General features: G+C 49.5%; 26 protein-coding genes. 13 read left to right on the top strand and 13 right to left on the bottom strand.

Annotated elements, in window-relative coordinates; genetic code table 11:
• Positions 1–51 precede the first annotated feature (51 nt).
• Positions 52–1,254 carry an efflux MFS transporter YdeE gene (ydeE, locus tag WBL83_RS11900; RefSeq protein WP_424589340.1) on the bottom strand — a complete coding sequence of 401 codons (1,203 nt, stop codon included), beginning with the start codon at positions 1,252–1,254 and terminating at the stop codon, positions 52–54.
• Between the two features lie 191 nt (positions 1,255–1,445).
• Between ydeE and eamA the strand changes: the two genes are divergently transcribed.
• The gene (gene eamA / locus WBL83_RS11895; protein WP_424589339.1) at positions 1,446–2,339 is read left to right on the top strand and encodes an O-acetylserine/cysteine exporter; all 894 of its coding nucleotides are present in this window, start codon (positions 1,446–1,448) and stop codon (positions 2,337–2,339) included.
• 50 nt (positions 2,340–2,389) lie between these two features.
• Here the strand turns inward: eamA and WBL83_RS11890 are convergent, their stop codons facing one another.
• From WBL83_RS11890 to marR, 5 genes are all read right to left on the bottom strand, one after another.
• Positions 2,390–3,271 (bottom strand): hypothetical protein, encoded by an 882-nt coding sequence (locus tag WBL83_RS11890; protein WP_424589338.1) that lies wholly within the window; start codon positions 3,269–3,271, stop codon positions 2,390–2,392.
• A 3-nt stretch (positions 3,272–3,274) separates the two neighbouring features.
• Positions 3,275–3,730: a LacI family DNA-binding transcriptional regulator gene (locus WBL83_RS11885; RefSeq protein WP_424589337.1), complete on the bottom strand. Its 456-nt coding sequence runs from the start codon at positions 3,728–3,730 to the stop codon at positions 3,275–3,277.
• A 356-nt stretch (positions 3,731–4,086) separates the two neighbouring features.
• Complete coding sequence (gene marB, locus WBL83_RS11880) at positions 4,087–4,296, bottom strand: multiple antibiotic resistance regulatory protein MarB (RefSeq protein ID WP_424589336.1); 210 nt, start codon at positions 4,294–4,296, stop codon at positions 4,087–4,089.
• Between the two features lie 52 nt (positions 4,297–4,348).
• On the bottom strand, positions 4,349–4,723 hold the full coding sequence (gene marA / locus WBL83_RS11875; RefSeq protein WP_424589335.1) for an MDR efflux pump AcrAB transcriptional activator MarA: 375 nt from the start codon (positions 4,721–4,723) through the stop codon (positions 4,349–4,351).
• A 20-nt stretch (positions 4,724–4,743) separates the two neighbouring features.
• Positions 4,744–5,178: a multiple antibiotic resistance transcriptional regulator MarR gene (gene marR, locus WBL83_RS11870; protein WP_424589334.1), complete on the bottom strand. Its 435-nt coding sequence runs from the start codon at positions 5,176–5,178 to the stop codon at positions 4,744–4,746.
• Positions 5,179–5,376: 198 nt separating this feature from the next.
• On the opposite strand from marR, the gene WBL83_RS11865 reads away from it, so the two are divergent.
• Complete coding sequence (locus WBL83_RS11865) at positions 5,377–6,048, top strand: MarC family NAAT transporter (RefSeq protein WP_424589333.1); 672 nt, start codon at positions 5,377–5,379, stop codon at positions 6,046–6,048.
• 66 nt (positions 6,049–6,114) lie between these two features.
• Here the strand turns inward: WBL83_RS11865 and WBL83_RS11860 are convergent, their stop codons facing one another.
• A complete protein-coding gene (locus WBL83_RS11860; protein ID WP_424589332.1) occupies positions 6,115–7,311 on the bottom strand; it encodes a sugar transporter in 1,197 nt (398 codons plus the stop codon).
• 166 nt (positions 7,312–7,477) lie between these two features.
• Here WBL83_RS11860 and WBL83_RS11855 point away from each other — a divergent pair, with 166 nt between their 5' ends.
• Positions 7,478–8,275 carry a PhzF family phenazine biosynthesis protein gene (locus WBL83_RS11855; RefSeq protein WP_424589331.1) on the top strand — a complete coding sequence of 266 codons (798 nt, stop codon included), beginning with the start codon at positions 7,478–7,480 and terminating at the stop codon, positions 8,273–8,275.
• Here the strand turns inward: WBL83_RS11855 and ptrR are convergent.
• Positions 8,272–9,132 (bottom strand): putrescine utilization regulator PtrR, encoded by an 861-nt coding sequence (ptrR, locus tag WBL83_RS11850; RefSeq protein WP_424589330.1) that lies wholly within the window; start codon positions 9,130–9,132, stop codon positions 8,272–8,274. The two genes, WBL83_RS11855 and ptrR, sit on opposite strands and share 4 nt — an antisense overlap.
• A gap of 101 nt (positions 9,133–9,233) precedes the next feature.
• On the opposite strand from ptrR, the gene sad reads away from it, so the two are divergent.
• From sad to WBL83_RS11830, 4 genes are all read left to right on the top strand, one after another.
• Positions 9,234–10,610 (top strand): succinate-semialdehyde dehydrogenase, encoded by a 1,377-nt coding sequence (gene sad / locus WBL83_RS11845; RefSeq protein WP_424589329.1) that lies wholly within the window; start codon positions 9,234–9,236, stop codon positions 10,608–10,610.
• Between the two features lie 140 nt (positions 10,611–10,750).
• Positions 10,751–11,677, top strand: a complete 927-nt coding sequence (gene glsB, locus WBL83_RS11840; RefSeq protein ID WP_424589328.1) for a glutaminase B — start codon at positions 10,751–10,753, stop codon at positions 11,675–11,677.
• Between the two features lie 142 nt (positions 11,678–11,819).
• Positions 11,820–13,259: a diguanylate cyclase gene (locus tag WBL83_RS11835; RefSeq protein ID WP_424589327.1), complete on the top strand. Its 1,440-nt coding sequence runs from the start codon at positions 11,820–11,822 to the stop codon at positions 13,257–13,259.
• 136 nt (positions 13,260–13,395) lie between these two features.
• On the top strand, positions 13,396–14,847 hold the full coding sequence (locus WBL83_RS11830; RefSeq protein WP_424589326.1) for a tagaturonate reductase: 1,452 nt from the start codon (positions 13,396–13,398) through the stop codon (positions 14,845–14,847).
• On the opposite strand, the gene WBL83_RS11825 is transcribed toward WBL83_RS11830, so the two are convergent.
• Positions 14,844–15,122 carry a hypothetical protein gene (locus tag WBL83_RS11825; protein WP_424589325.1) on the bottom strand — a complete coding sequence of 93 codons (279 nt, stop codon included), beginning with the start codon at positions 15,120–15,122 and terminating at the stop codon, positions 14,844–14,846. The genes WBL83_RS11830 and WBL83_RS11825 overlap by 4 nt on opposite strands.
• A gap of 64 nt (positions 15,123–15,186) precedes the next feature.
• Here WBL83_RS11825 and WBL83_RS11820 point away from each other — a divergent pair, with 64 nt between their 5' ends.
• Positions 15,187–16,122 (top strand): zinc-binding dehydrogenase, encoded by a 936-nt coding sequence (locus tag WBL83_RS11820; RefSeq protein WP_424589324.1) that lies wholly within the window; start codon positions 15,187–15,189, stop codon positions 16,120–16,122.
• A 24-nt stretch (positions 16,123–16,146) separates the two neighbouring features.
• Here WBL83_RS11820 and dsbG read toward each other — a convergent pair whose 3' ends face one another.
• Positions 16,147–16,911, bottom strand: coding sequence for a thiol:disulfide interchange protein DsbG (gene dsbG / locus WBL83_RS11815; RefSeq protein WP_424589323.1), 765 nt, complete (start codon positions 16,909–16,911; stop codon positions 16,147–16,149).
• Positions 16,912–17,056: 145 nt separating this feature from the next.
• Between dsbG and WBL83_RS11810 the strand changes: the two genes are divergently transcribed.
• Positions 17,057–17,347, top strand: coding sequence for a VF530 family DNA-binding protein (locus tag WBL83_RS11810; protein ID WP_424589322.1), 291 nt, complete (start codon positions 17,057–17,059; stop codon positions 17,345–17,347).
• A gap of 3 nt (positions 17,348–17,350) precedes the next feature.
• On the opposite strand, the gene WBL83_RS11805 is transcribed toward WBL83_RS11810, so the two are convergent.
• From WBL83_RS11805 to WBL83_RS11795, 3 genes are all read right to left on the bottom strand, one after another.
• Complete coding sequence (locus WBL83_RS11805) at positions 17,351–18,355, bottom strand: FecCD family ABC transporter permease (protein WP_424589321.1); 1,005 nt, start codon at positions 18,353–18,355, stop codon at positions 17,351–17,353.
• Entirely contained in the window at positions 18,355–19,311 is a 957-nt protein-coding gene (locus WBL83_RS11800; RefSeq protein ID WP_424589320.1) for an ABC transporter substrate-binding protein, read from the bottom strand. The genes WBL83_RS11805 and WBL83_RS11800 overlap by 1 nt, the downstream gene beginning before the upstream one ends.
• 148 nt (positions 19,312–19,459) lie before the next feature.
• Complete coding sequence (locus WBL83_RS11795; protein ID WP_424589319.1) at positions 19,460–20,236, bottom strand: ABC transporter ATP-binding protein; 777 nt, start codon at positions 20,234–20,236, stop codon at positions 19,460–19,462.
• Positions 20,237–20,567: 331 nt separating this feature from the next.
• Between WBL83_RS11795 and WBL83_RS11790 the strand changes: the two genes are divergently transcribed.
• The 4 genes from WBL83_RS11790 (at position 20,568) to WBL83_RS11775 (ending at position 23,346) form a co-directional block, all read left to right on the top strand.
• Positions 20,568–20,852 (top strand): hypothetical protein, encoded by a 285-nt coding sequence (locus WBL83_RS11790; RefSeq protein WP_424589318.1) that lies wholly within the window; start codon positions 20,568–20,570, stop codon positions 20,850–20,852.
• A 217-nt stretch (positions 20,853–21,069) separates the two neighbouring features.
• Positions 21,070–21,660 carry a YSC84-related protein gene (locus tag WBL83_RS11785; RefSeq protein WP_424589317.1) on the top strand — a complete coding sequence of 197 codons (591 nt, stop codon included), beginning with the start codon at positions 21,070–21,072 and terminating at the stop codon, positions 21,658–21,660.
• Positions 21,661–21,880: 220 nt separating this feature from the next.
• Positions 21,881–23,047: a methyl-accepting chemotaxis protein gene (locus WBL83_RS11780; protein ID WP_424589316.1), complete on the top strand. Its 1,167-nt coding sequence runs from the start codon at positions 21,881–21,883 to the stop codon at positions 23,045–23,047.
• Positions 23,048–23,181: 134 nt separating this feature from the next.
• On the top strand, positions 23,182–23,346 hold the full coding sequence (locus WBL83_RS11775) for a YnfU family zinc-binding protein (protein ID WP_221200547.1): 165 nt from the start codon (positions 23,182–23,184) through the stop codon (positions 23,344–23,346).
• Positions 23,347–23,409 lie beyond the last annotated feature (63 nt).

The following is a 23,409-nucleotide window of genomic DNA, read 5'->3' as shown; positions in this document are numbered from 1 at the left end:
TTATACGGTTTCGGTTTTGTAGGGTGGATAAGCGCAAGCGTCATCCACCATTTAATTGAGCACCAACATCGGTTTCACCGCCATTCCTTTCACCACCATCAAATACGCCAGCATAATCGCCATCATCAACACCACGAAAAGCATATACGGCGGCATCCAGGTCAGCATTAAACCGGTGAACAGCGGGTTACATGCGCCGCCTAGCCATCCCAGTTGCTGTGCCGAGAAGTAGCTCGCTTTCAACCCCGCAGGGGCGATGTTATCCACCAGCATGTATTCACCTGGGGCAAAAATCAGCTCGCCGATGGTAAAGACCGCGGCCGATAACCCCCATAACAACAGGTTGTCGCCAGAAATCATAAAGCCTGCCAGCCCGGCTATAAAAAATAGCGTGCCGTAGCCCATCAGCTTTTTGATGTTGTCCGGGCGAATACGCTTACCGACCATATACTGGAAAGCTACCACCACAACCGCATTCACCGGTAGCACGACACCTACCACATTCTGCGCCAGAACCGAATCTGAGATAGCTATCGCGTACTGGGATAAACAGGCAGCGAAGGAGCCGAAGACCAGTGAACCAAGGAATGAAGAAAGCGTGAAATACATCAGCGCCTTATCTTTGAGCATCAGACCCGGAGACAGCCTGACGCCACTGTTTTGCTGGATGTCGCTCACCGGCACGCTATGCACATAACGGCTAATGACGATAAACGGAATGATCGCCGTCAGGCCAGATAACCAGAAAGGCAAGTTAGTGCTGTAGAGCACCGCCAGCGTGCCAATCGGCGGACCCACCGTCCAGCCGATATTGGCGAAGGTATAGTTGAGGGAGAAGATTTTTGGTTTCTGGTGAATTTCCAGCGTGTCGGCGAAATAGCCTTTCAGTACCGTCGCAAACACGGAATAAGCGCAGTTGATCAACGAGTAAAACATCACCACCAAAATGGCATTATTGACCAGCGGGATCGCCACAAATCCGCCGAGGAAAATAATAATCGCCAGCAGCATGCATTTTTTCTTGTCGAACTTATCCGCCAGAATGCCAAACCACAGGCTGAATACCACCCCAGCGGTCAGCGCAATCGTCAACGCCATGCCAATTTCTGTTAATGGCATGTTGTAATTGCGTGACAGATAAATCGTCATGAAGGGTAGCGTCAGACCCCGACCTACCGTAAGCAGCAGGGAAGAGAGCAGTAAAACGCTGATTGAGAGTTGCTTGCCAGAAAAACGCGTTGTTAAAGAAACCATTTTATCGTTTGTTTTTATTCATGATTAATCAGGGGGAAATCAGATTTAGCATGAAGATTTGGCAAAGTATAGACCCTGTTATTCAGAGGGTACCTTCTGTACTGAAGCTTAAACCTGTCATCTGTGTCTATTCATTCTTTTGTTTTAGCCTTAAGTTTTAACAACAATGCAATATCTACAGGGGTTGGAGTATGACGCGCAAAGATGGGCTGCTGGCGATGCTGGTAGTCGTGGTGTGGGGGCTGAATTTTGTGGTGATTAAAATGGGGCTGCATAATATGCCGCCGCTGTTACTGGCGGGCCTGCGCTTTCTGCTGGTCGCGTTCCCCGCGTTACTGTTTGTCGCGCGTCCGAAAATTCCCTTTGGCTTGCTGGCCGCTTACGCGCTGACGATTAGCTTTGGGCAGTTTGCGTTTTTGTTTAGTGCCATCAAGTTTGGCATGCCTGCTGGACTTGCGTCGCTGGTGCTTCAGGCGCAGGCATTTTTCACCATTATTCTTGGCGCATGCGTCTTCAAAGAACGCCTGCAAGGCAAGCAACTGGCGGGAATTACCCTTGCGGTTATCGGCGTGCTGGTATTAATTGAGGGTAGTCTCGGCGGGCAGCATGTGGCGTTACTCGGATTTATGCTGACGCTTGCCGCGGCGTTTAGCTGGGCGTGCGGCAATATCTTCAATAAGAAAATTATGCAGCTCGACGCGCGACCGCCGATTATGTCTTTGGTGGTGTGGAGTGCGTTAATTCCTGTGCTGCCATTCTTTGCCGCCAGTTTCCTGTTCGATGGCCCGGCATTGATGTGGCAAAGCCTGATTGCCATTGATCTGACCACCATTTTGTCGCTGGTTTATCTGGCGTTTGTGGCAACGATTGTCGGCTACGGAATATGGGGGAGTTTGCTGGGACGCTACGAAACCTGGCGTGTTGCGCCGTTATCGTTACTGGTGCCCGTGGTTGGGATGGCCAGTGCCGCATGGCTTCTGGGCGAAACTTTGTCGATGACACAGTTAGCCGGGGCGCTGCTGATAATGGGCGGGTTGTATATTAACGTCTTTGGTTTGCGGGTGAGGCGGGCAGTGGTGAGTTAATACGGACGGGCAAACCGCTCCAGGATTTCTGAAGCGGTTTGCTTATCTTCCTACGGAGTTGCATATTTTATTTCGTAGTTAAGAATGGCATTGTTACTGCTGGTTTTAAAATTCTTGATAAGGTTTTCAACTTGGGTAATATCTATTTTGTTCATGCATGCAAATTTATCGGTATTGATACAGTCACAATCTAAAAACATCTGTTCATGTTCTTTTTTGCAACCAGAGTAATAACCATGCATCCCACAAGGTTGCGCTATGCATTCAGATTCTTCATAGATAAGGCTTTGTCCGGGATATGTAATACACTCACCCCGCGAACTTCCCGCCAGGACAATGACATTTTCGGCTCCGACAGCAGCAGAGCCGTGTACCAAAAAGCTATCCAGACAAATACCCGCAAAGCTATATTTTGTAATGGCTAATGATTGTAGCAATGAGTAATTGACATTGCTGAGATCAATAAAATCAAAATTATTTGATAGGTTTTTTATCAAGGTTAGCCAACGCTTATAATTCCAGTTTCTATTGTCCGTGGTTGTTTTAGATTGAATCCATATTAAAGGCTTGCTGAATGTGGAAATTATCTCTTTTGCAAAACAGGCATCTGACTCGTGAGTGGGGATGTTTGGCAGGATAATCGGTAACTTAACTGCCAGTGATTCTTCCGCCATCTCCAGCATATGCAAATAACTTGCTCGATAAGGCCGGTTATTATGTGGTCTTCTGGATGTATATTTACGCAGATCAACATGAAGAAAAGTATTATCCACTGGTGGGTGTAAGTTGATCCCCTGCAGATGAGATACCAGTTCAAAATGTTTTGTAAAAACATGAATATCATCAAATAATTCACATTTTATTAGGCTCTGCAAGACTGAGGTGCTGGCCACTGTACAACCAAGTGAATCCGGTAGTCTGATGTTGATCATGACTTAGCTTTCCTTACTACTGGCAAGATTGACCACATTCTCTTCAACTAAAATCCCATTAACCATAGCCTCGTTATCCTCACTAAAGAAAATAAACATGCTGGCGCGTCCAAAGGATTTAGCCTTAATAATATTAGCCAAAAGCTGATCTTTGTTTTCAAAACATAGAAAACAAGGAATTCTACCCAATTCAGAAACTTGTGTTATGTAGTTGAGTGTGTCAATAATTTCCAGTTCTGAGTCTAATAATACAAAGCAAAAAACCTCTTTCGAGGAGGCTAAGCAACTTGCAATATTATTCTTCACATAGCCCAATTCAGACAATGCAAACTCAACATGCTTCCTTGTTTTGTTCGCCACGAGGTGAGGTGTATTAATTACTCTGGATATCGTCATTGCGGCATATCCCGTTTTGGCCGCAACATCCTGGATAGTTATCCTTTTAGAGTTTGTTTTCATTAGCAATCCCTTACAATTATTCCTTGTGGATAATAAAAACCCAACGGCGTAATTTGAAAATACAGATTGAAACATTCACGTTAAGACTGAACTGCGGTCGGCCAGGGAGGATTCTATATTTTTGGCTTTAAGTGTTTATGATGTGCGTCACACTTATAAAGTGATGCGGGTTTAATTTATCGAATATTTCTTATATCGATATTCAGCGAGAATGAATTCAAAGTATTCATTATACAGATTAATAAATAAGTGAATGCGATGAGTTAACCAGTGCAGGGCGAGTGGTTCAGAAGGGTGCTTGATGGAATAGTCAATCGAAAAGGCGAGTAAGTTTACCAAACCCGCCCAATACAAAATTAAAGTGTGTTTTCCTGGTAGTACGGCGTCCCCAGGAATTCTGATTTATCGCCAATCGTATGGCTATTGTCGGCATGGCTTTCAGACGATGGGATAATCATGTTGCCCTGATTGGTCTGAGTGGCACTGAAATGACTTGATTGCTCTGCCAGAGCATTAGCGGAAGCCAGAATCAAAAGCAGGCTGGCTGCGCCGATAAAACGTTTCATAAATCCTCGGTGTCTGAATCAACAGACGGTTGCATAGCATTTGTTAATAATATTAATGATTTAGCGGATGAATGTACTTTCCTTCACCACCTGAACACGCCACGCGGAAGCGGTGAGGTGGTACAGAAAAGTAATTCTTGAACGTGCGTGTGAGTGTCTGTTGGGACTCAAACCCGTATTGTTCGGCTAAATAGAGAATCGGCTCGTTGCTTTGTTTCAGCTTCAGGGCGATCTCGGTCAATTTGCGATTGCGGATGTACTGGCCTAATGAATGACCGGTTTCTTTTTTAAACATCCTTTGCAGGTGCCACTTCGAGTAGCCAGAACGCTGCGAAACCTTCTCCAGGGACAGAGGGTTTTCCAGGTTCTCTTCAATCCAGTCCAAAATACTTTGAATTGTTACTGAATCATTGTTCCGTCTGGACATCGTTTCACCTCTTTTCAGGTTTACGGTAATACCTTGGATAGCAAGTGATAAAGCGTATCGACTTCATCGGCTGTCAGGTTTTTTATCAGTTCTTGATGCATGCTTTGCCCCAAAAGACTGCGGCATTTTTCGCAGAGCGTTTTTCCTGCAGGAGTCAACTGTATCAACACGCCGCGTTTGTCATTGGGGTTGGGTAAGCGTTCAATCCATCCCTTACACAACAAGCGGTCTAACATGCGAGTTAACGCACCGAGATCCACTGAAAGCGATTTTTTCAGCGCCATCGGCGTAATGCACTCTGCGCGGTAGATAGAGCAGAGCACTTTAAATTGCGTTGAGGTGACATCCAGCGGGGAAAGATGCTCGTTAAGCAGGCGTTCCTTGTACTGGTTAACCATATAGATGAGCTGCCCGAGCGGGATCATTTCGTTAAACAGATTGTCTTTGTTTGTCATTTTGATTGCCCAGGCAAGTACATTTAATCACGGCAGATATTATTGCTCAGGCAAGCATAAGTCAACGTGATGAATAAGCGATGCCACGAATTGCTAAAACGGTTCAGTTTTAACATTAAGCTAAATCGTTTAACTCAAGTTCACAGCCCTGGCTGCTATACTGTGCATCGCTTATATATCGGACGTTAAGGACTAAAGATGATGGAGTTGATTAAGGCCATAGGGTTGGGGTTGGTGGTGCTGTTGCCGCTGGCTAACCCACTGACTACGGTAGCATTGTTCCTTGGTCTCGCCGGAGATATGAACAAAAAGGCCCGTGATAAAACCGCGTTGATGGCGTCAGTCAATGTATTCATTATCATGATGGTCGCGTATTACGCCGGGCAGGTGGTGATGAATACCTTTGGTATCTCCATCCCAGGCCTGCGTATTGCGGGTGGTTTAATTGTTGCGTTTATTGGCTTCCGTATGTTGTTCCCGCAACAAAAAGCCCATGAGTCGCCTGAGGCGCACTCCAAAGCAGAAGAAATGGAACAAGAGCCGGATACTAATATTGCCTTTGTGCCGCTGGCGATGCCAAGCACCGCAGGGCCGGGTACCATTGCGATGATCATCAGCTCATCCTCAACGGTCGAGCACGGTGTCAGTTTTTCTAACTGGGTGGTGCTAGTGGCGCCACCATTAATTTTTGCTTTGGTAGGGATTATTTTGTGGGGGAGTTTACGCAGTTCAGGCGCGATTATGCGTCTGGTGGGTAAAAGCGGAATTGAGGCTATTTCCCGTCTGATGGGCTTCTTGCTGGTGTGTATGGGCGTGCAGTTTATTATTAATGGTGTGCTGGAAATTATTACTCATTTCCCAGCCAGTTGATTACGACATCCATTAAAGGGTTGTCGGGTGAGCAGGACGCCACCCGACATCTCAACATTAACCGTGTTAACCGTGTTGCGGTTTTTCTTCTAACGACACCGGCCAGCGGCGGAAAATTAACACCGAACCGATAAGTGCAACCAGCGCCGGAACCGCACCGACCAGACCGATGCTCGACATATCAAAATGCAGACTCACCTGATTACCCACCAATGCCCCCGCACCAATCCCGAGATTGAAAATCCCCGAGAATAACGCCATGGAGACATCCGTTGCATCAGGTGCCAGCGCCAGAACTTTGACCTGCATACCCAGCGTGATAACCATAATCGCCACCCCCCACAGCAGACATAACAGCGTCAGGTAAGTGGTGCTTTCTGCGGAAGGCAGCAGTAACGCGAGGCACAGTACCAATAAACCGATAGAGCCACTGACCAGCGATGATGAGTGTCGGTTACCTAACTTACCAAACATCACGCTGCCAATAATCCCGGCACCGCCCAGCACTAACAGCAGGAAGGTTGCCATATTGGCGCTCAGCCCGGCGACGGTTTGCACAAACGGCTCGATGTAACTGTATGCCGTGTAATGCGCGGTAACGACCACGGCCACTAACACATATAAACTCATTAGTGCCGGGCGCTTAAACAGCAGGGGCAGGCTTTTCAGCGAGCCAGAATGTTCGCTGGGTAGTTTTGGCAGCAGTTTCATCACGCAGAACAACGTGATAGCTGCAATCACGCCAATGGCGAAGAAGGTGGTGCGCCAGCCGAAATATTGCCCGACGACTCGCCCAAGCGGTAAACCTAATACCATCGCAAGTGCGGTGCCGGTGGCAATCAAACTTAGCGCCTGCGCTTTTTTGCCAGCTGGCGCCATACGAATTGCCAGCGACGCGGTAATCGACCAGAAAATAGCGTGGGCAAAGGCGATACCAATGCGGCTAATCACCAGCACGGTGAAGTTCCAGGCGAGGAATGAGAGCACATGGCTTGCGATAAACAGGACAAAAATGCTGACTAACAGCCGCTTTCGCTCGACCTGGCTGGTCAGCAGCATAAACGGCAGGGACATCAGCGCCACTACCCATGCGTAGATGGTTAGCATGATCCCAACCTGTGCGGTTTGCATGCCAAAACTATCGGCGATGTCAGAGAGCAAACCGACAGGGACAAATTCCGTGGTGTTAAAAATAAAGGCCGCGACAGCGAGCGTAACGACGCGTAGCCACGCAGTTTTGCGTGAGACATTGCTTATGGTCATAAATGGGGTTCGCGCTGGTCAGTAAAAGTGTGGAGAGGAGGCGATCATAAAACCATCAATCCTGCGGTACAACCGCTTTTGTGATTAAAGTCTCATTTAATTGTCATGCTATTCGGGGATCTCGTGGCATGGTAGAAGTCATTGGGTACGACAGAGAGAAAATGCCATGCAGCAAATTGATTTTTATATGGTCGATGCGTTTACCGATTCCACTTTTGGTGGCAATGCGGCAGCGGTTTGCCCGCTGACAGAATGGCTGCCAGATGAAACCTTACAGGCGATGACGCGTCAGCATAACCAGTCGGAAACGGCTTTTTTTATCACCACCGATAGCGGGTTTGAATTGCGTTGGTTTACCACGCAAGGGGAGGTTAATCTGTGCGGCCATGCGACACTCGCCACCGCCCATGTGATTTTTGAGTATCTGAATTACCCGGAAACCGCGATTCATTTTGCTACGCGTTTCGTCGGCCCGCTGACCGTTACGCGCAATGGCGACTGGCTGACGCTTGATTTCCCGGCCACCAGCAGTGATGCGGTAGAGCCGCCACAAGCGTTGCTCGATTCGCTGGGGATCGGTGATTATCAGGAAGTCCGGCTCGGGCGCACCTGGACGGTAGTGCTTGAGAATCAGCAGCAGGTTGAAGCCATAAAACCTGACTTTGCACTGATGCGTACCCTGAATCAAAAAGTGTGCATCACGGCACCGTCAGATGAAGAGGGTTATGACTTTGTCAGCCGTTTCTTTTCACCTGGGTCGTCGATGCCCGAAGATCCCGTCACCGGTTCCACGCATACCATGCTGATCCCTTATTGGGCGCAAAAGTTGGGTAAAACCCAGATGCTCGCCCGCCAGGTTTCCCAACGTGGTGGTGATTTGCGTTGCCAACTTGCGGGTGACCGCGTACTTATCGGCGGGAAAGCGGTGACTTATCTGGTCGGCAAAGTGTTGTTGCGCGGCTAAGGTGTGGGTTTCAGTAGCCCGATAAACGCATCGAGTTGTCGGGTTTTCGCACCACGTCGCCAGATAAGCCAGGTATTGAGGAATCGCCACGCTTCGGGCAGTGGCGATATTGAAACCTGGTGACTGCCCGGCATACTTTCCAGCATGCTTCTGGGCATCAGGGCAATTCCCGCTCCGGCAATAACGCATGCCAGCATGCCGTGGTAAGACTCCATCTCATGAATTTTCCCCGGCAGCGATTGCTGGTCGTGGAACCAGCTTTCGAAATGCCGTCGGTACGAACAGTTGGCGCGAAACGCATAAATACTGGCACCGCTCACTTGCCGGGCATCGGTAATCACCGCGTGGTCGGCGGGGGCGACAATCACCATCTCTTCTTCATAAACCGCCAGCCCTTCCAGTAACGGATGCAGGATCGGGCCATCGACAAATGCCGCTGACAGCCGCCCATCCAGCACGCCATCAATTTGATCACCCGATGGCCCCGTGGCTAACGAGAGCTGAATTTTGGGGAAACGCTGGTTAAACATCGCCAGCACACTGGGAATGCGCACCGCAGCAGTGCTTTCCAGCGAACCGAGCGTAAGAATACCCTGAGGTTCATCGCCAGACACCGCCATCCGGGCTTCATCAACTAACGCCAGAATCCGTTTGCTGTAACTCAGAAAACTATGTCCAGCGGGAGCCAGGCGCAAACGCTGGTTTTCCCGGATAAACAACTCCACACCGAGGTCGGCCTCAAGCTGCTTAATGCGGGTGGTGAGATTAGACGGGACACGGTGCACCTTAACCGCTGCCGCGCTGATGCTGCCGGTTTCTGCGACCGCATTAAACATTTCAAGTTGGGTGAGATCCATTAGCCTTTCTCAATTCGTGAATGACTCGCTCATTATTATTCATTTTTCATGATTGTCACGCCGGTTTAAGGTTAGGGCATCAACGAAATGCAGGGGACATCATGAACACACACGCAATTTCAATTAATCCGGCTAACGGACAGCAGCTCTCAGCAACCGCTTTTGCATCGACGCAGCAGCTGGATAACGCACTGGCGGGGAATCACGCGGCATTTAATATCTGGCGCGGAGTGCCACTGGCGGAGCGAGCCGATAAATTACGCGCACTGGGGGCGGCAGTCCGCCACCACGCCGAAGCGCTGGCGCAAATGATCACCGCTGAAATGGGTAAACCTGTCACCCAGGCGCGCGGCGAAGTGGCTAAATCAGCCCATTTATGTGACTGGTACGCAGAACACGGCCCGGCGATGCTGGCAACGGAAAGCACATTGGTGGAAAACCAACAGGCGGTGATTGAGTACCGTCCGCTGGGCGCCATTCTGGCGGTAATGCCGTGGAATTTCCCACTCTGGCAAGTGCTGCGCGGGGCAGTACCGATCCTTCTGGCGGGTAACAGTTACGTGCTGAAGCCTGCGCCGAATGTGATGGGATGCGCACAAATCATTAAGCAGTTGTTTGTCGAAGCCGGTTTCCCGCGAGGACTGTTTGAAGTCGTCAACGTCACGCCCGATGGCGTAAGCCAGGCGATTAAAGACGATCGGATTGCGGCGGTCACGGTAACAGGCAGTGGACGTGCAGGTGCGGCGATTGGCGCTCAAGCCGGTGCGGCCCTGAAAAAATGTGTGCTTGAGTTAGGCGGTTCCGATCCGTTTATCGTGCTTAACGACGCCGACCTTGATGAAGCGGTAAAAGCGGCGGTGGCTGGGCGTTATCAGAACACCGGACAAGTCTGTGCGGCGGCAAAACGTTTCATTATTGAAGCGAGCATTGCGGATGCTTTCACTGAAAAATTCATCGCCGCGGTGCAGGCACTGAAAATCGGTGAGCCTGGTGACGACGCGACCTGCATCGGGCCGATGGCGCGTTATGACTTGCGGGATGAGTTGCATCAGCAGGTGACAACGTCACTTAATCAAGGGGCGAAATTGCTGCTGGGCGGGGAGAAACTGGCGGGCAAGGGCAATTACTATGCGCCAACCGTGCTGGGGAATGTGACAGCGGAAATGCTGGTATTCCGCGAGGAATTGTTTGGCCCGGTGGCGACAATTACCGTCGCTCGCGACGCCGAACAGGCTCTGGAACTGGCTAATGACAGTGACTTCGGTCTTTCCGCTACGCTGTTTACTGCTAATACTGAATTAGCTGAGGAATTTGCCGCCCGTCTCGAATGCGGTGGGGTCTTTATCAACGGTTATAGCGCCAGCGATCCGCGCGTGGCGTTTGGTGGCGTGAAGAAAAGTGGCTTTGGCCGCGAGCTTTCGCATTTTGGTCTGCATGAGTTTTGTAACGTGCAAACCGTGTGGAAAAACAGACACTAGTTTGTCAGGCGGGTAAGCAGTGACGTTGCGCCTGTTACGAGATGCATCTTGTCAGTGCCGTTGCGTGTTTTCACCTGCCTCCCGTAAGCACGCTCTGATATACTGGCGGGCGTAAAATACCCGCCATTCAGGAGTTTGCAGTGCCAGGTCTGTTAGATAATCAATTGCTCGAAGATATTCTGGCTCAGGTTCGGCCACTCATTGGTCAGGGAAAAGTCGCTGATTACATTCCTGCACTGGCTGAAATTCCTGGCAACAAACTGGGCATTTCGGTATGCACTGTTGACGGCGAAATGTTTAGCGCCGGGGATGCGGCAGAGCGTTTCTCGATTCAATCCATTTCAAAAGTGCTGAGTCTGACGCTGGCCATGGCACGTTATGAAGAGCATGAAATCTGGGCGCGCGTCGGTAAAGAGCCTTCGGGGCAGCCGTTCAATTCATTACTTCAGTTAGAACTCGAACAGGGCAAACCGCGCAACCCGTTTATTAATGCCGGGGCGTTGGTGGTGTGCGATATGTTGCAGACCCGCCTGAGTGCGCCGAAACAGCGAATGCTGGAGGTGGTGCGTGCTATCGCCGGGCAACCCGATCTGGCCTACGACACGCGCGTCGCGAAATCTGAGTTCGAGCATTCGGCACGTAATGCGGCCATCGCCTGGCTGATGAAATCCTTTGGTAATTTTGATAACGACGTCATCACCGTATTGCAAAATTATTTCCACTATTGCGCGCTGAAAATGAGCTGCAATGAACTGGCGAAAACCTTCTTATTCCTGGCAAATCAGGGGCGCGCCTTGCACCTTGAAGAACCGATTCTCACCGCTCAGCAGGCCAGACAAATCAATGCCCTGATGGTCACCAGCGGAATGTACGATGGAGCCGGTGAGTTTGCCTATCGCGTAGGGATGCCGGGTAAATCAGGCGTGGGTGGGGGAATTATCGCCATCGTTCCTCATGAGATGTCGATTGCGGTTTGGTGCCCGGAACTGGATACCTCGGGTAACTCGTTAGCGGGAACGGCCGCCCTGGAAATTCTGGCCAAACGGATAGGTCGTTCAATTTTTTAAAGTATGACGTAAAGCTGCGCAATTACCTGGTTGCCAACAGGTTGTACCAGGTACAATATGCTAAGCTCAATTTTATTTTTTGCACTCATCCAGATGTGTAAACTCTTTTCGCAGTGCATGCATAATTATGAGTCAAACAAGCATGTCTAATCAAAATTACCTTAAGTTATTTTCACCAGATAAACGTTTAGCGAATGCCGTAAATATATTTATCATTACCACATTGTTCTATTTTTTTGGCGCGTCACTGCGTTTGATTGACGAGCTGTCGCTGTTCTGGCCGCTCAACGCGGTGCTGGCGGCGGTGTTTGTCCGCAACCCGTTCCTCAACCGCGCGATCTATTATTTTGTTTGTTATAGCGCGATGGTGGTGTACGACGCCTTCACCACGCATTGGGGATGGCAGTCGGCGATAATTAATTTGTCGAACATGGTATTTGTTATTGTGGTCGCGCGGTTATTACTACGCTATTCCCGGACGCAAGATGAAAACAATTGGGCGCTCAATGCGTATAATCTTTTTTATACCTGTCTGATTGGTTCAGTCATCAGTTCTTTATTAGGTTCAATAGGTTCAACGGGCCCATCCTCAGACTACCGTGAATTTATTTCATTATTTACGGACTGGTTTAGCGAGCAGTTTTCGACCGGCGTTTTAATGATGCCTTTTTTGCTGATGGTGAAGTGGCCGCAGTGGAAGAAGTTGCCCGATTTTCATCTGTCAAAAATCTACCCATTGCTGGGAGTGATCATTTCCGTCTTTGCTTCGGTGGCAATCGGCGGTGCTGGTAGCCTGGCGTTTCCATTGCCAGCGCTGATCTGGTGTGCGATTCGTTATCCGTTGCCGGTGACCGCGTTACTGACGTTAGTCACCGGTGGGGCGGAGATTATTTTACTCGCTAACTCCATCATTACTATTCATCCCAATAATCCGTTGGTGGTGAGTGAGATGTTCTCCGCACGCCTTGGGATTGCCACCATGGCGATTTGCCCGCTTATCGTTTCCGTTAGCGTGGATGCGATTAACCGGCTTATCAAACAGACCTCGCTGCGCGCCGATTATGACTTTCTTACCGGTGTTTACTCCCGTTCAGGTCTTTATGAGGCGTTGAAAAACAAAGCGCCACTGATGCATCAACCCGATCAAAAACTCTGCGTCATGCTGCTGGATATTGATTACTTCAAACGCATAAATGATAACTACGGTCACGAATGTGGTGACGTGGTGTTGGCTGCGTTTGCCCGGCGTTTGTCGCAAACCGTCGACAAGAATGGACTGGTGGCGCGACTTGGCGGCGAAGAGTTTGTTGTTGCCTGTAGCACCCGCTCAGAAGAAGAAGGTTATGCCATCGCCGAGCAAATCCGTAAGGATATCGAACTGACAGCGTTTCGTTACCAGCAACAATCACTGTTTATCACCGTGAGTATTGGTCTTGCGGCAACCTCCACCGATAAACAGACGCTGCTTGATGCGTTTAACTCGCAGCTTGCCCAGGCCGATAAGTATCTCTATTTGTCTAAACGCAATGGTCGCAATCAGACCAGCATGGCGTCGTTAAACGAATACGTTATCAGCAAGTAGTCGATAGTTGTTGTACCAAAAATAATTGGTATAACAACTCTTGTTTGATCAAAACGGGGTTTCACTTCGTTGAGTTCTGATAATTTGGTCAGGATATTTGTGGTCGTTCATCCTGTACACACCAAGGAACAACATAGTGAAAACACTTAATCGTCATGATTTCCCTGGCGCTCAATATCCTGAACGTATTATCCAGTTTGGTGAAGGCAACTTCCTGCGCGCTTTCATCGACTGGCAAGTCGATTTACTCAATGAACATACGGACTTAAATGCGGGCGTGGTTATCGTACGTCCGATCGACAGCGCATTCCCGCCGTCGTTATCTACCCAGGATGGGCTATACACCACGGTTATCCGTGGCCTGAACGAGCAGGGCGAAGCGGTAAGCGACGCGCGTCTTATTCGTTCAGTGAACAGAGAGATCAACGTCTATCAGGAGTACGAAACGTACCTGAAACTGGCGCATAACCCAGAGATGCGTTTCGTGTTCTCCAACACCACCGAAGCGGGTATCAGCTACCACGCGGGCGATAAATTTGAAGATGCGCCAGCGGTAAGTTATCCGGCTAAACTCACCCGTTTGTTGTTCGAGCGTTTCAGTCACTTCAACGGTGCAGCAGACAAAGGTTGGGTGATCATCCCTTGCGAGCTTATCGACTATAACGGTGATGCCCTGCAAGAGCTGGTTCTGCGTTACGCACAAGAATGGGAACTGCCAGCGGCATTCATTCAATGGCTGAATGAAGCGAACACATTCTGTTCAACACTGGTTGACCGTATTGTGACGGGTTACCCACGTGATGAAGCGGCCGACATTGAGAATTCTCTGGGCTATAAAGATAGCTTCCTGGCGGCAGCAGAACACTTCTACCTGTTCGTGATTCAGGGGCCTGCTTCGCTTGCCCAGGAGCTGCGTCTGGACAAATACCCACTGAACGTACTGATCGTTGATGACATCAAACCTTATAAAGAACGTAAGGTTGCGATCCTCAACGGTGCTCACACCGCTCTGGTTCCGGTTGCTTATCTGGCAGGTTTAAACACCGTTGGCGAATCCATGAACGATGCCGAAGTGTGTGGCTTTGTGGAAAAAACTATTGCTGAAGAGATTATCCCGGTACTGGATCTGCCGCGTGATGAACTGCAGTCATTCGCCCAGGCAGTAACCAGCCGTTTCCAGAACCCGTATATTCAGCACCAGTTGTTGTCTATCGCGCTTAACGGCATGACCAAATTCCGCACCCGCATTTTGCCTCAATTGCTGGCAGGCCAGCAGGCGAGCGGGACTTTGCCTCCGCGTCTGACTTTTGCACTGGCGGCATTGATTGCTTTCTATAAAGGCGAGCGCAATAACGAAAGCTATCCTTTACAGGATGACGAGCATTGGTTAGTGCGTTATCAGCAGCTGTGGACGTCATTGGGTGATAAGCAAATCACCGTGCAGCAGCTGGTTGAAGCGGTGTTAAGTGATAGCGATCATTGGGGCCAGGATTTGACTCAAGTCCCGGGTCTGGTGGCTAAAGTTAGCGAAGATCTGCAGGTTATTTTGAACCAGGGTATGCGCGCGGCGGTGGCTCGTTACTGCTAAGGGTTAAACGTTTGGGGATGGTGGTGGATGACGCTTGCGCTTATCCACCCTACAAAACCAAAACGTATGTCGCATGTAAACTCTGCACGTAGGTCGGATAAGCGTAGCGTCATCCGACAGGATTTGCCGACAAAACCGGCATGTAGGTCGGATAAGCGCAGCGTCATCCGACGGAATTTGCCGACATAACCGGCACGTAGGTCGGATAAGCGCAGCGTCATCCGACAGGATTTGCCGACAAGACCGGCACGTAGGTCGGATAAGCGTAGCGTCATCCGACATAACCTGGCCTGCAAAACCTTGATATAGTGCCTGTAACTCACCTTACAGGCATTTTTTATGCACAATTCGGCACTCTGGTTCCGGCAATTTGGCCAACCAGAAGACGTCATCACCCTCGAACATTCAGAACTGACACCACGCCCTTGCGGCATGCTGCGCGTCCGGATGCGTTATGCCCCGGTTAATCCTTCCGATCTCATTCCCGTTACAGGCGCTTATCGCCATCGTGTGGTTCCGCCTAAAGTTGTCGGCTACGAAGGCGTTGGAGTCGTCACCGATGCCGATAATCCTGAGCTGATTGGCCGCCGGGTTCTCCCTCTTCGGGGTGAAGGGACGTGGCAGCGCTGGCTTGATTGCTCACCCCAATGGGCGGTTCCGGTACCGGACAGCATTCCTGATTTACTGGCCGCGCGCGGGTATATCAATCCACTCGCCGCATGGGTGATGCTAAAAAAATGGCCGGTGCAGGGCAAAACGGTTCTGCTGACGGCTGCTAATTCTTCCTGCGCGGCATTACTGACGCAATGGGCCACAATCCAGGGTGCTGATCAGATATTTGGCGTTTGCCGGAGTGAAGAACAATGTCATGCGTTACAACGTCACGGCGTGACGGCGGTGCTGGCGAGCGACCTGGCGGCAGTGAGTATCATCGCGCAGCAGGCGGATAGTGTGTTTGATGCGGTGGGCGGGCATCTTGCGACAGTGTTACTCGCAAATCTTAAGCCGGATGCCGATTTTGTCTCTTACGGTTTGTTGAGCGGGCAGCCTTTTGATGCACGCGGCAGCACGGGTAAACCCCAGCGTTTTCATTTGCGCGATACGTTGGCGGTGACGCAAACTGATGAATGGCAGCAATGGTTTGTCGAACTTTGGCCGTTACTCGCGCAAAGTCATTTACCGGACGTGACGCTGTTTGCGCTGGAAGAGTGGCGTGTTGCGTTAAGGGAATTTGCGACTGCAGGGCGACGTTGTAAACCAGTATTGGCGATGTAACGTGACAACGTCACCCTGAAAGGGTTATTTATCGCCACCCATAATGACGTTCATGGTTTCTTCGTCGGGCAGACCTTGATGTTGTTGCAGGCGACCTTCTTTATTCAGGTAATAAATAGATGGCGTCGCGCTGCCACCGAGTTCGTCCATCAACGCCAGGTTAGCTTCCAGCGCTTTGGTGATTTCAGGCTTGATGGTCGCCGGGACGTTTAACGTCATTTTGCCCTTGCTGTTCTCATACTCTGCCAGCGTTTTAGCCGGATCCTCAGACATCAGTATTGCAGCCGCTTTTTGGCCGCTGTCCGGACGTAACATCCCGACCATCAAGACACGCAGCTGTACTTTGCCGGAGTCCAGCCACGGTTGTGCGTTTTGCCAGAACTGTGTGCAATACGGGCAGTACGGATCGGCAAAGGCGTAAACAATGTGCGGAGCATCCGCTTTGCCCGCCGCTATCCAGTGATTCTTCTCGAGTTTTTGCCACATCTCTTTTGCCATGGGTGCATAAACCCATTTCTCAACCTGAGCGTCACTGAGATTCTTACCCGCGGCATCAACCAGATTACCCATGATGGCGTGCTGTTTATCCGGCGTCAGGAACACGGTAGTGCCTTGCCCCTGAAATTGCATCACGTAGCCGGGTAAATCTCCTGGGGCTTTAAATTCTCCTTTCAGTTCAAAACCTTGCTGCTGTAAGGCGCTAATCGGGGCAGGGAGTTTAGCATCGGCTGCCAGCAGCGAAGTGCTGGTGAGCAGGGCAAGCGACAGAGTCCATACGGCATGTTTCATTACTTAATCCTTATCATTCGCATGATGAATGTATGCCCGCACAGGCTACATGTCGTTCACCCGGATTGAAAGTTATCGATTAGAAAGATGAATGGTCATTATTTTGCTATCGTATGCGCCATTATTCAGATTCATTGGACGCATTATGACCCACTCATCAAAAGACCCTCTGCACGGCATGACACTTGAAGCCATTGTGAATGCTTTAGTTGCGCGTTTTGGATGGGAAGAACTGGCAAAACGCATCAACATCAATTGTTTTAAAAGTGACCCAAGCGTTAAATCCAGCCTGAAATTCCTTCGTCGTACTCCCTGGGCGCGAAAAGAAGTCGAAGACTTGTACCTCGACTCTTTAGAAGATGACATTGCTGCTCAAAAAGAGATCCAGGCTGATAGCCCATGGGCAAACTGGCAGAGCAAGAAAGAGCAGGAATAACTTTCAGCTCGCCCGCCGCAGCAGAATAAACAGCACAAACATACCGCCGACACCGGCGGTGATAATCCCGATCGGTAGTTCCTGTGGGGCGGTGAGCGTTCGGCTGAGGATATCCCCGGTCAATAGCAGGATGGCGCCCATTATGCCGACCAGGGGTAATAATCTGCGATGCCGGACTCCGGCAAATGGCCGGGCCAGATGAGGCACCATCAGCCCGACAAAACCGATGACACCGGTCAGTGAAACCAGAATTGCCGTAGCAATAGAGCAGCAAAGAAACACTTCGGTGCGCAGGCGCAGAACGTTAATACCTAACGATCCGGCAGTTTGTTCACCTGCCAGCAAACCATCCAGAGCACGCCAGCGTAGGGCGATTAACCCCGCCAGCATCAGCAGAGCGATGGCGGCAAAGCCCAGGTTATCCCAGCGGGCTAATCCCAGCCCTCCGAGAGCCCAAAACAGCGCATTACTGGCCGCGCGTTGGTCGCCGGAAAATATCAGGTAATTGGTAAGCGCCCCAAACAGAAATGAGACGGCCAGCCCACAGATAATCAGCTTCTCTGTGCCTTTATGTGACTGAGACATAAAGATTATCATCACCGCAGCGGCTGATAACATTCCGCCGACAAAGGCGGCGACAGGCAGAGTCCAGGCACCGAGGCTGTCCCCAAGGCGTGTGATCACCAGCACTACACCCGCAGAAGCTCCTGATGACAGGCCAAACAAAAAAGGATCTGCCAGATCGTTACGTGTGGTGGTTTGTAACAGAGAACCGACCAACGCAAGACCCGCACCCGCCATCATACCCAGTAACGTGCGCGGTAAGCGCAGCTCCAGCACGATGCTTTTTATCATCGGCGAGACGTCGCCCGTCGCCAAATTCAGTGCGTTCAGCACATCGGAAAACGACAGCGGCACACTGCCTTTTGCCACACTGGCAAGTGTCAGCCCTGCCAGTAACAACGGGGCGATTATCCACACCAGTAAAAAGCGCTTATCGGCCAACATTAGTGAAACGCACCCGGATAGAGCCCATGGGCGATTTTACTGATGGCGGTGATGTTGGCAGGGCCGGGCGTCATCTCCTGATATTTGAGTTTCAGGAAGCGGTGATGGATAACCGCTGGGGTATGTTTCATTAACGGATGATGTTCGAGGAACGTCTGTAACCCATCAGCACCGCCGTTAATTCCTGCCTGATAATCCATCAGAATAATGAATTCCGGCTGAGTCGCAGCAACACTTTCCCAGTTGGTGTGGGTCCAGCTTTTATTTAGCGTATCCATGACATTTCTACCGCCAGCCGCTTCGATAATCGCCGTGGGCATGGCGTAAGCGCCACTGGTATAGGGCTTATCTTCACCCGAGTCGTAGAGGAAAACCCGCACCGGTTTTTGTCCTGCGGTTTTCTGCTTTAAATCAGCCACCTGCTTTTTCCAGCTATCGACCAGTTTGAGCGCTTCTTCTTCTTTGCCAAAGACTTTGCCCAGGCGCTGCATATCGCCATACAGCAAATCCATGCTGGCGCGTGGGCGATGGCTATCAACGTGAATACAGCTTTCGCTCAAAATAAGCGTTTTGATATTGAATTTAGCCAGTGCCTGGGGCGTGACATCTGCGCGTAAACCGTAGTTCCAGCCGGCAAACACCAGGTCAGGCTTAGCGGCCAGCAGAGTTTCCATGGAAGGATATTTGGGGGCAAGCTCCGGAATGTTGCCCTGCAACTGGGTAAACACAGGGATATTTTTGTACCAACCGGAAATGCCCGTAATGCCGACAATTTGTGGTTGCAGATGCAGGTCAAACGCCATCTCAGACATGTTGATGTCATGAACAACCATGCGTTTTGGGGCTTCGGTGAAGGTCAGCGGTTGCCCACAGTTATCGACAGTGACCGGAAATCCCGAGACTCCGGCGCTGGTGGTTATCGCGGCTAACACAACCGCAAGCGTTACATTTTTCACACTAACTCCTGATTCGTGAGGCCTGACACCTCACTTTCCAGTGACGGAGAACGCCGTCCCCTTCAGACCGCCGCACCTTACAGGAATTGATGGGATGAATAGATCCGCTCAGATCAATTAATGGTTAATTATTTGTATAACAATTGATTTAAGCGGTCAGCGCTTCGAAGATTCGCACTGTTTTGCCGGTTTTGGGATGGGTAACCTGCAGGCTTTGCATACCGAAAACGGTCTCAAAGCCAGGGGAATCCAGGACGTCTGCGGGTGTTCCACGGCAAACCAGGCGGCCTGCATTCATCATCAGCACCTGGTCGGAGAAGGGTTGAATTAATTCGAGATCGTGCAGCACTGCAAGGGTAGTGATGTTTTTGCGCTTTACCAGGTTCAGTAGCTGATGGCGGGCGAGCGGGTCGAGATGGTTTGTGGGTTCATCGAGCAACAGTAACGTCGGTTTTTGCGCCAGTACCCGTGCAAAACCCGCGCGTTGACGTTCACCGCCGGATAATTTCCCCAGCGCCACCGGTTTAAGGTGAGCGATGCCGACATCATTAATGGCGTCAGCAATTGCGTGGTCATGTTCACTCTTCGGATATTCCGCCTGCCACGGAATGCGCCCCAACGCGACATACTCGTTTACCGTCAGCCGTAAATCAGCGTTGTCGTGTTGGGTTAGCAGCGCCACTCTTCGGGCTCGTTCCATCGGCGTCATCGCAAACAATGTTTTGCCCTGAAACAGTATCTCACCGTGAGCGGCCTGCAACTCACTGATAATCAGGCGCAGCAGTGTCGATTTGCCACTGCCATTAGGCCCGATAATCGAGACAAACTCCCCGGCATTAACATCAAAACAGACGGCATCGACCTGCGGCGTTTTACCGGTGAAAGAGAGGGTGAGTTCACGAACAGTTAACACATTTGCAGGCATTGAGGCTTTCATGGGACCGATTATTGACAGAAACAATGCCAATCAGGATAACAGCGTTTGTTGCTAGTTAAGAATCTAAGTGTATTTTCTGGCGCATTCAGGCGGTCGCCTCTGTGGGTTTGCGCGTGCCCAACATTACGGGTCTGCGGCCGATACAGTCGCAGAGCGCATCGGAGACTTGTGTGGCGAGCACCGGGAGTGTAGTTAAATCGCGGTCGCTTTTTTGCGAGGATTGTCTTTCTGTCACACACTTCGGCAAAAAAAACGGCTTCAATGACAAGGTGATTTGCACAGAATCAGTCGTGTTGACGAACATTGGGGACTCAGGAAGATGGAAAAATATGTTTTTTATGTCAAAGATGAAGCCACTAAACATGAAAAAACCAAAGTTTTCGCCAGCAGTACGCTTTCAGAAGAAGCAATCCAAAAGTTAAAACAAGACGGTTATAAAAAGTACCCGCTGGATGTTGAGGCGGAAAGTAAGCAGGAAGCCATCGACAAGCTAAATGAAAACACTCGTGACAATATGGATGCCTTAGGTGGTTTTTCCGCCACTTTCGTTTTTCTGTCACTGTTTGGGTTTATCGTATTTGCTTTGATTTATTTGTTCAAATGATCTCCAGATAATGGAGGTGGCTTATTCTCAATACTTTTAAAAAGCTGAATAAAATAAATCAACACTTTAGTTATTTAAAATTAAACAAAAAAAATAACCCATAGCACAAAAAAATTAACCACAACATCGACTGTGTCATAATATCCGCCCCCTTATTTCGGGATTTAAACCATTTTGTTTGTTTAATCACCGATTCTTGAAAAGGGTTAGGATGCACATGCAGTTAAAAAAAATACTTCTTATTGCCATTCTGGGCATTGCCGGTTGTAGCGCAAAAGGTGATACCGCGAGTCAGCAACGTAACTCTATACAACATATGCGTATTGATACGTTAACCAAGTTGTATAAAATTCATCCTGAAGCACGTAGCCAAATTCTGAAGTCCAAAGGGTATGCAGTATTCTCCAATAACAGCAGCAAAATCCTGACCTTTGGATTTGGTGGCGGTTACGGTGTGGTGAAAAACCTCAGAACCGGCAAAGATACCTATATGAAAATGGCGCAGGCTGGCGCTGGTATTGGGCTGGGCGTGAAACAGTTACGCACGGTTCTGGTGTTCAATGATAGTAAAGCGCTGAACGACTTTATTAAGAATGGCTATATTGTCGGCGCGGATGCGAATGCCGCAGCAAAATATGACGATACAGGTTTGCCTGCGGTGAATGCCTCGGCAAGTGCTGTGGCACCTGGTTCAGTGGAGATGCCTAAGCCGCTTTACGTCTACGAACTCACCGAAAAAGGCCTTGCTGCGCAGGCGATGGTGAATGGCTATAAATACTGGCCGGATGAAACTCTAAACGGTAAGTAATGCATTTTAAACGGTGCCTTGTGCGCCGTTTTTTTTCGTTATCTTCATTCTTTTCATCCCTTTCTTCTCATTGCATTCCCGGCCTGATGTTGTAAGGAAGTGTAAACAACTGGTCTACCTGCTTATGTCAGTATTTAGCTTCAATTTTAATTGCCCACTGGATTTCTGATAAATATCACCGATAAATAAAGTACCCGTGAAATATGTTATAGGCACAAGCATGTTTAAAGATTACAGCGTAAGAACCGTAATTATTGTTTTTACAGCCATATCATTTGCGTTAATGAACTTAATGGCATTTTTATTGTTAGCAAACGTCAACGTTTTACTTATGCTGAATGCGGTTGGAGTCGTTTTACTTCTCATTCTTTGGGCTTACATGACAAAGTATCTTGTCAAACCGATTAATGAAGTTAAAAGAAACATCGATGAAATAAACTCAGGCAACTTATCCATATCGATAGCTGAGTTTGGTAACAATTGTGCAGGGAAATTGATTCCCGGAATCAACAGCCTTGCGCGAGAAATCTCCAGTCTGGTGATGGATATCAGAAAGTCTTCAAACTCAGCGAGTGTGTTATCTGGCACGCTTGCCCATCAAAGTGCAGATCTCTCCGTCAAAACGGAACAACAATCGGCCATGCTGATGCAAACCGCGTCGAGCATGGAAGAGATCTCCGCAGGAACGAAGAGCAACGCAGAAAACACCCGCCAGCTCAACACCATCACCAGTGAAGCGCATAAATCAGCAGGGCATGGTAGCGATTTAATGCAAAAACTCACTGAAAATATGGTCTCGATTACTGACTGCTCGAAGAAGATGACTGAGATTATCAGCATCATTGATGGCATCGCTTTCCAGACCAATATTCTGGCTTTAAATGCCGCAGTTGAAGCCGCCCGAGCGGGCGAACACGGTAAAGGTTTTGCTGTGGTGGCCGGTGAGGTCAGGGTGCTGGCGAAGAAAAGTTCTGAGTCGGCCAAGAATATTAAGTCGTTAATCGAACAGACCAATATCAATGTGATGCAAGGCGCGAAACTGGTTTCGGAAGCCGAGAAGAACATGCACGATATTGTTTCGGGTTCAGACGATCTTAATTTGCTGATGGAACATATTTTCTTGTCGACCAACGAACAGGAGAAGGGCATCCAACAAATCACTATCGCGTTATCAGAGCTGGAAAAAGTCACACACAGTAATGCGGCGGTGGTGGTTGAACTGGCGCACTCTTCGGATGTGCTTAAAGACCAGGTGGTTGAGTTGCAGACAAGAACCAGCAACTTACGTTTGGGCGATGAACAACGTGTTGTCACCACAAGTACGCCACGAATCGTTCCGGCAAAGCCGTTAAAGCCCGCAGACGAAGGGCAATGGCAAACGTTCTAATTCAGCGTTTTTGAATGCCGATTTGCCGTTCTCGTAGCCATATCCGCCCGAAGACATCTGCCACAGGATAACTTGTGCGCTATTTGTTCAGGGCGTGATACGATGAACCTCATTCATTGAAATGGCTAATCATCATGTCCCTCTTAGATTACGCAATGAAGCGCTTCGGTAATGCAGCAAATAGTTCGGTGACATGTCCTATCTGTGGAAGCAAATCCTCACATCCCGCAAACAAAGTCCGACTGGGGCAAACGCTGCTCTGTCCAAAATGTAAATCACTGTTCGTTATACCGCGATAATCCATTCTCTTTTTCGAAACCATCCGGAAAGCTATTCCCGCAAAGCTGTATAAAATTTAACCT

The sequence above is a fragment of the Buttiauxella sp. genome, assembly GCF_049686335.1.
Classification (GTDB): Bacteria; Pseudomonadota; Gammaproteobacteria; order Enterobacterales; family Enterobacteriaceae; genus Buttiauxella.
The sequence above is the reverse complement of the archived record's forward strand: the minus strand, read 5'-3'. Positions and strand labels throughout refer to the sequence as shown.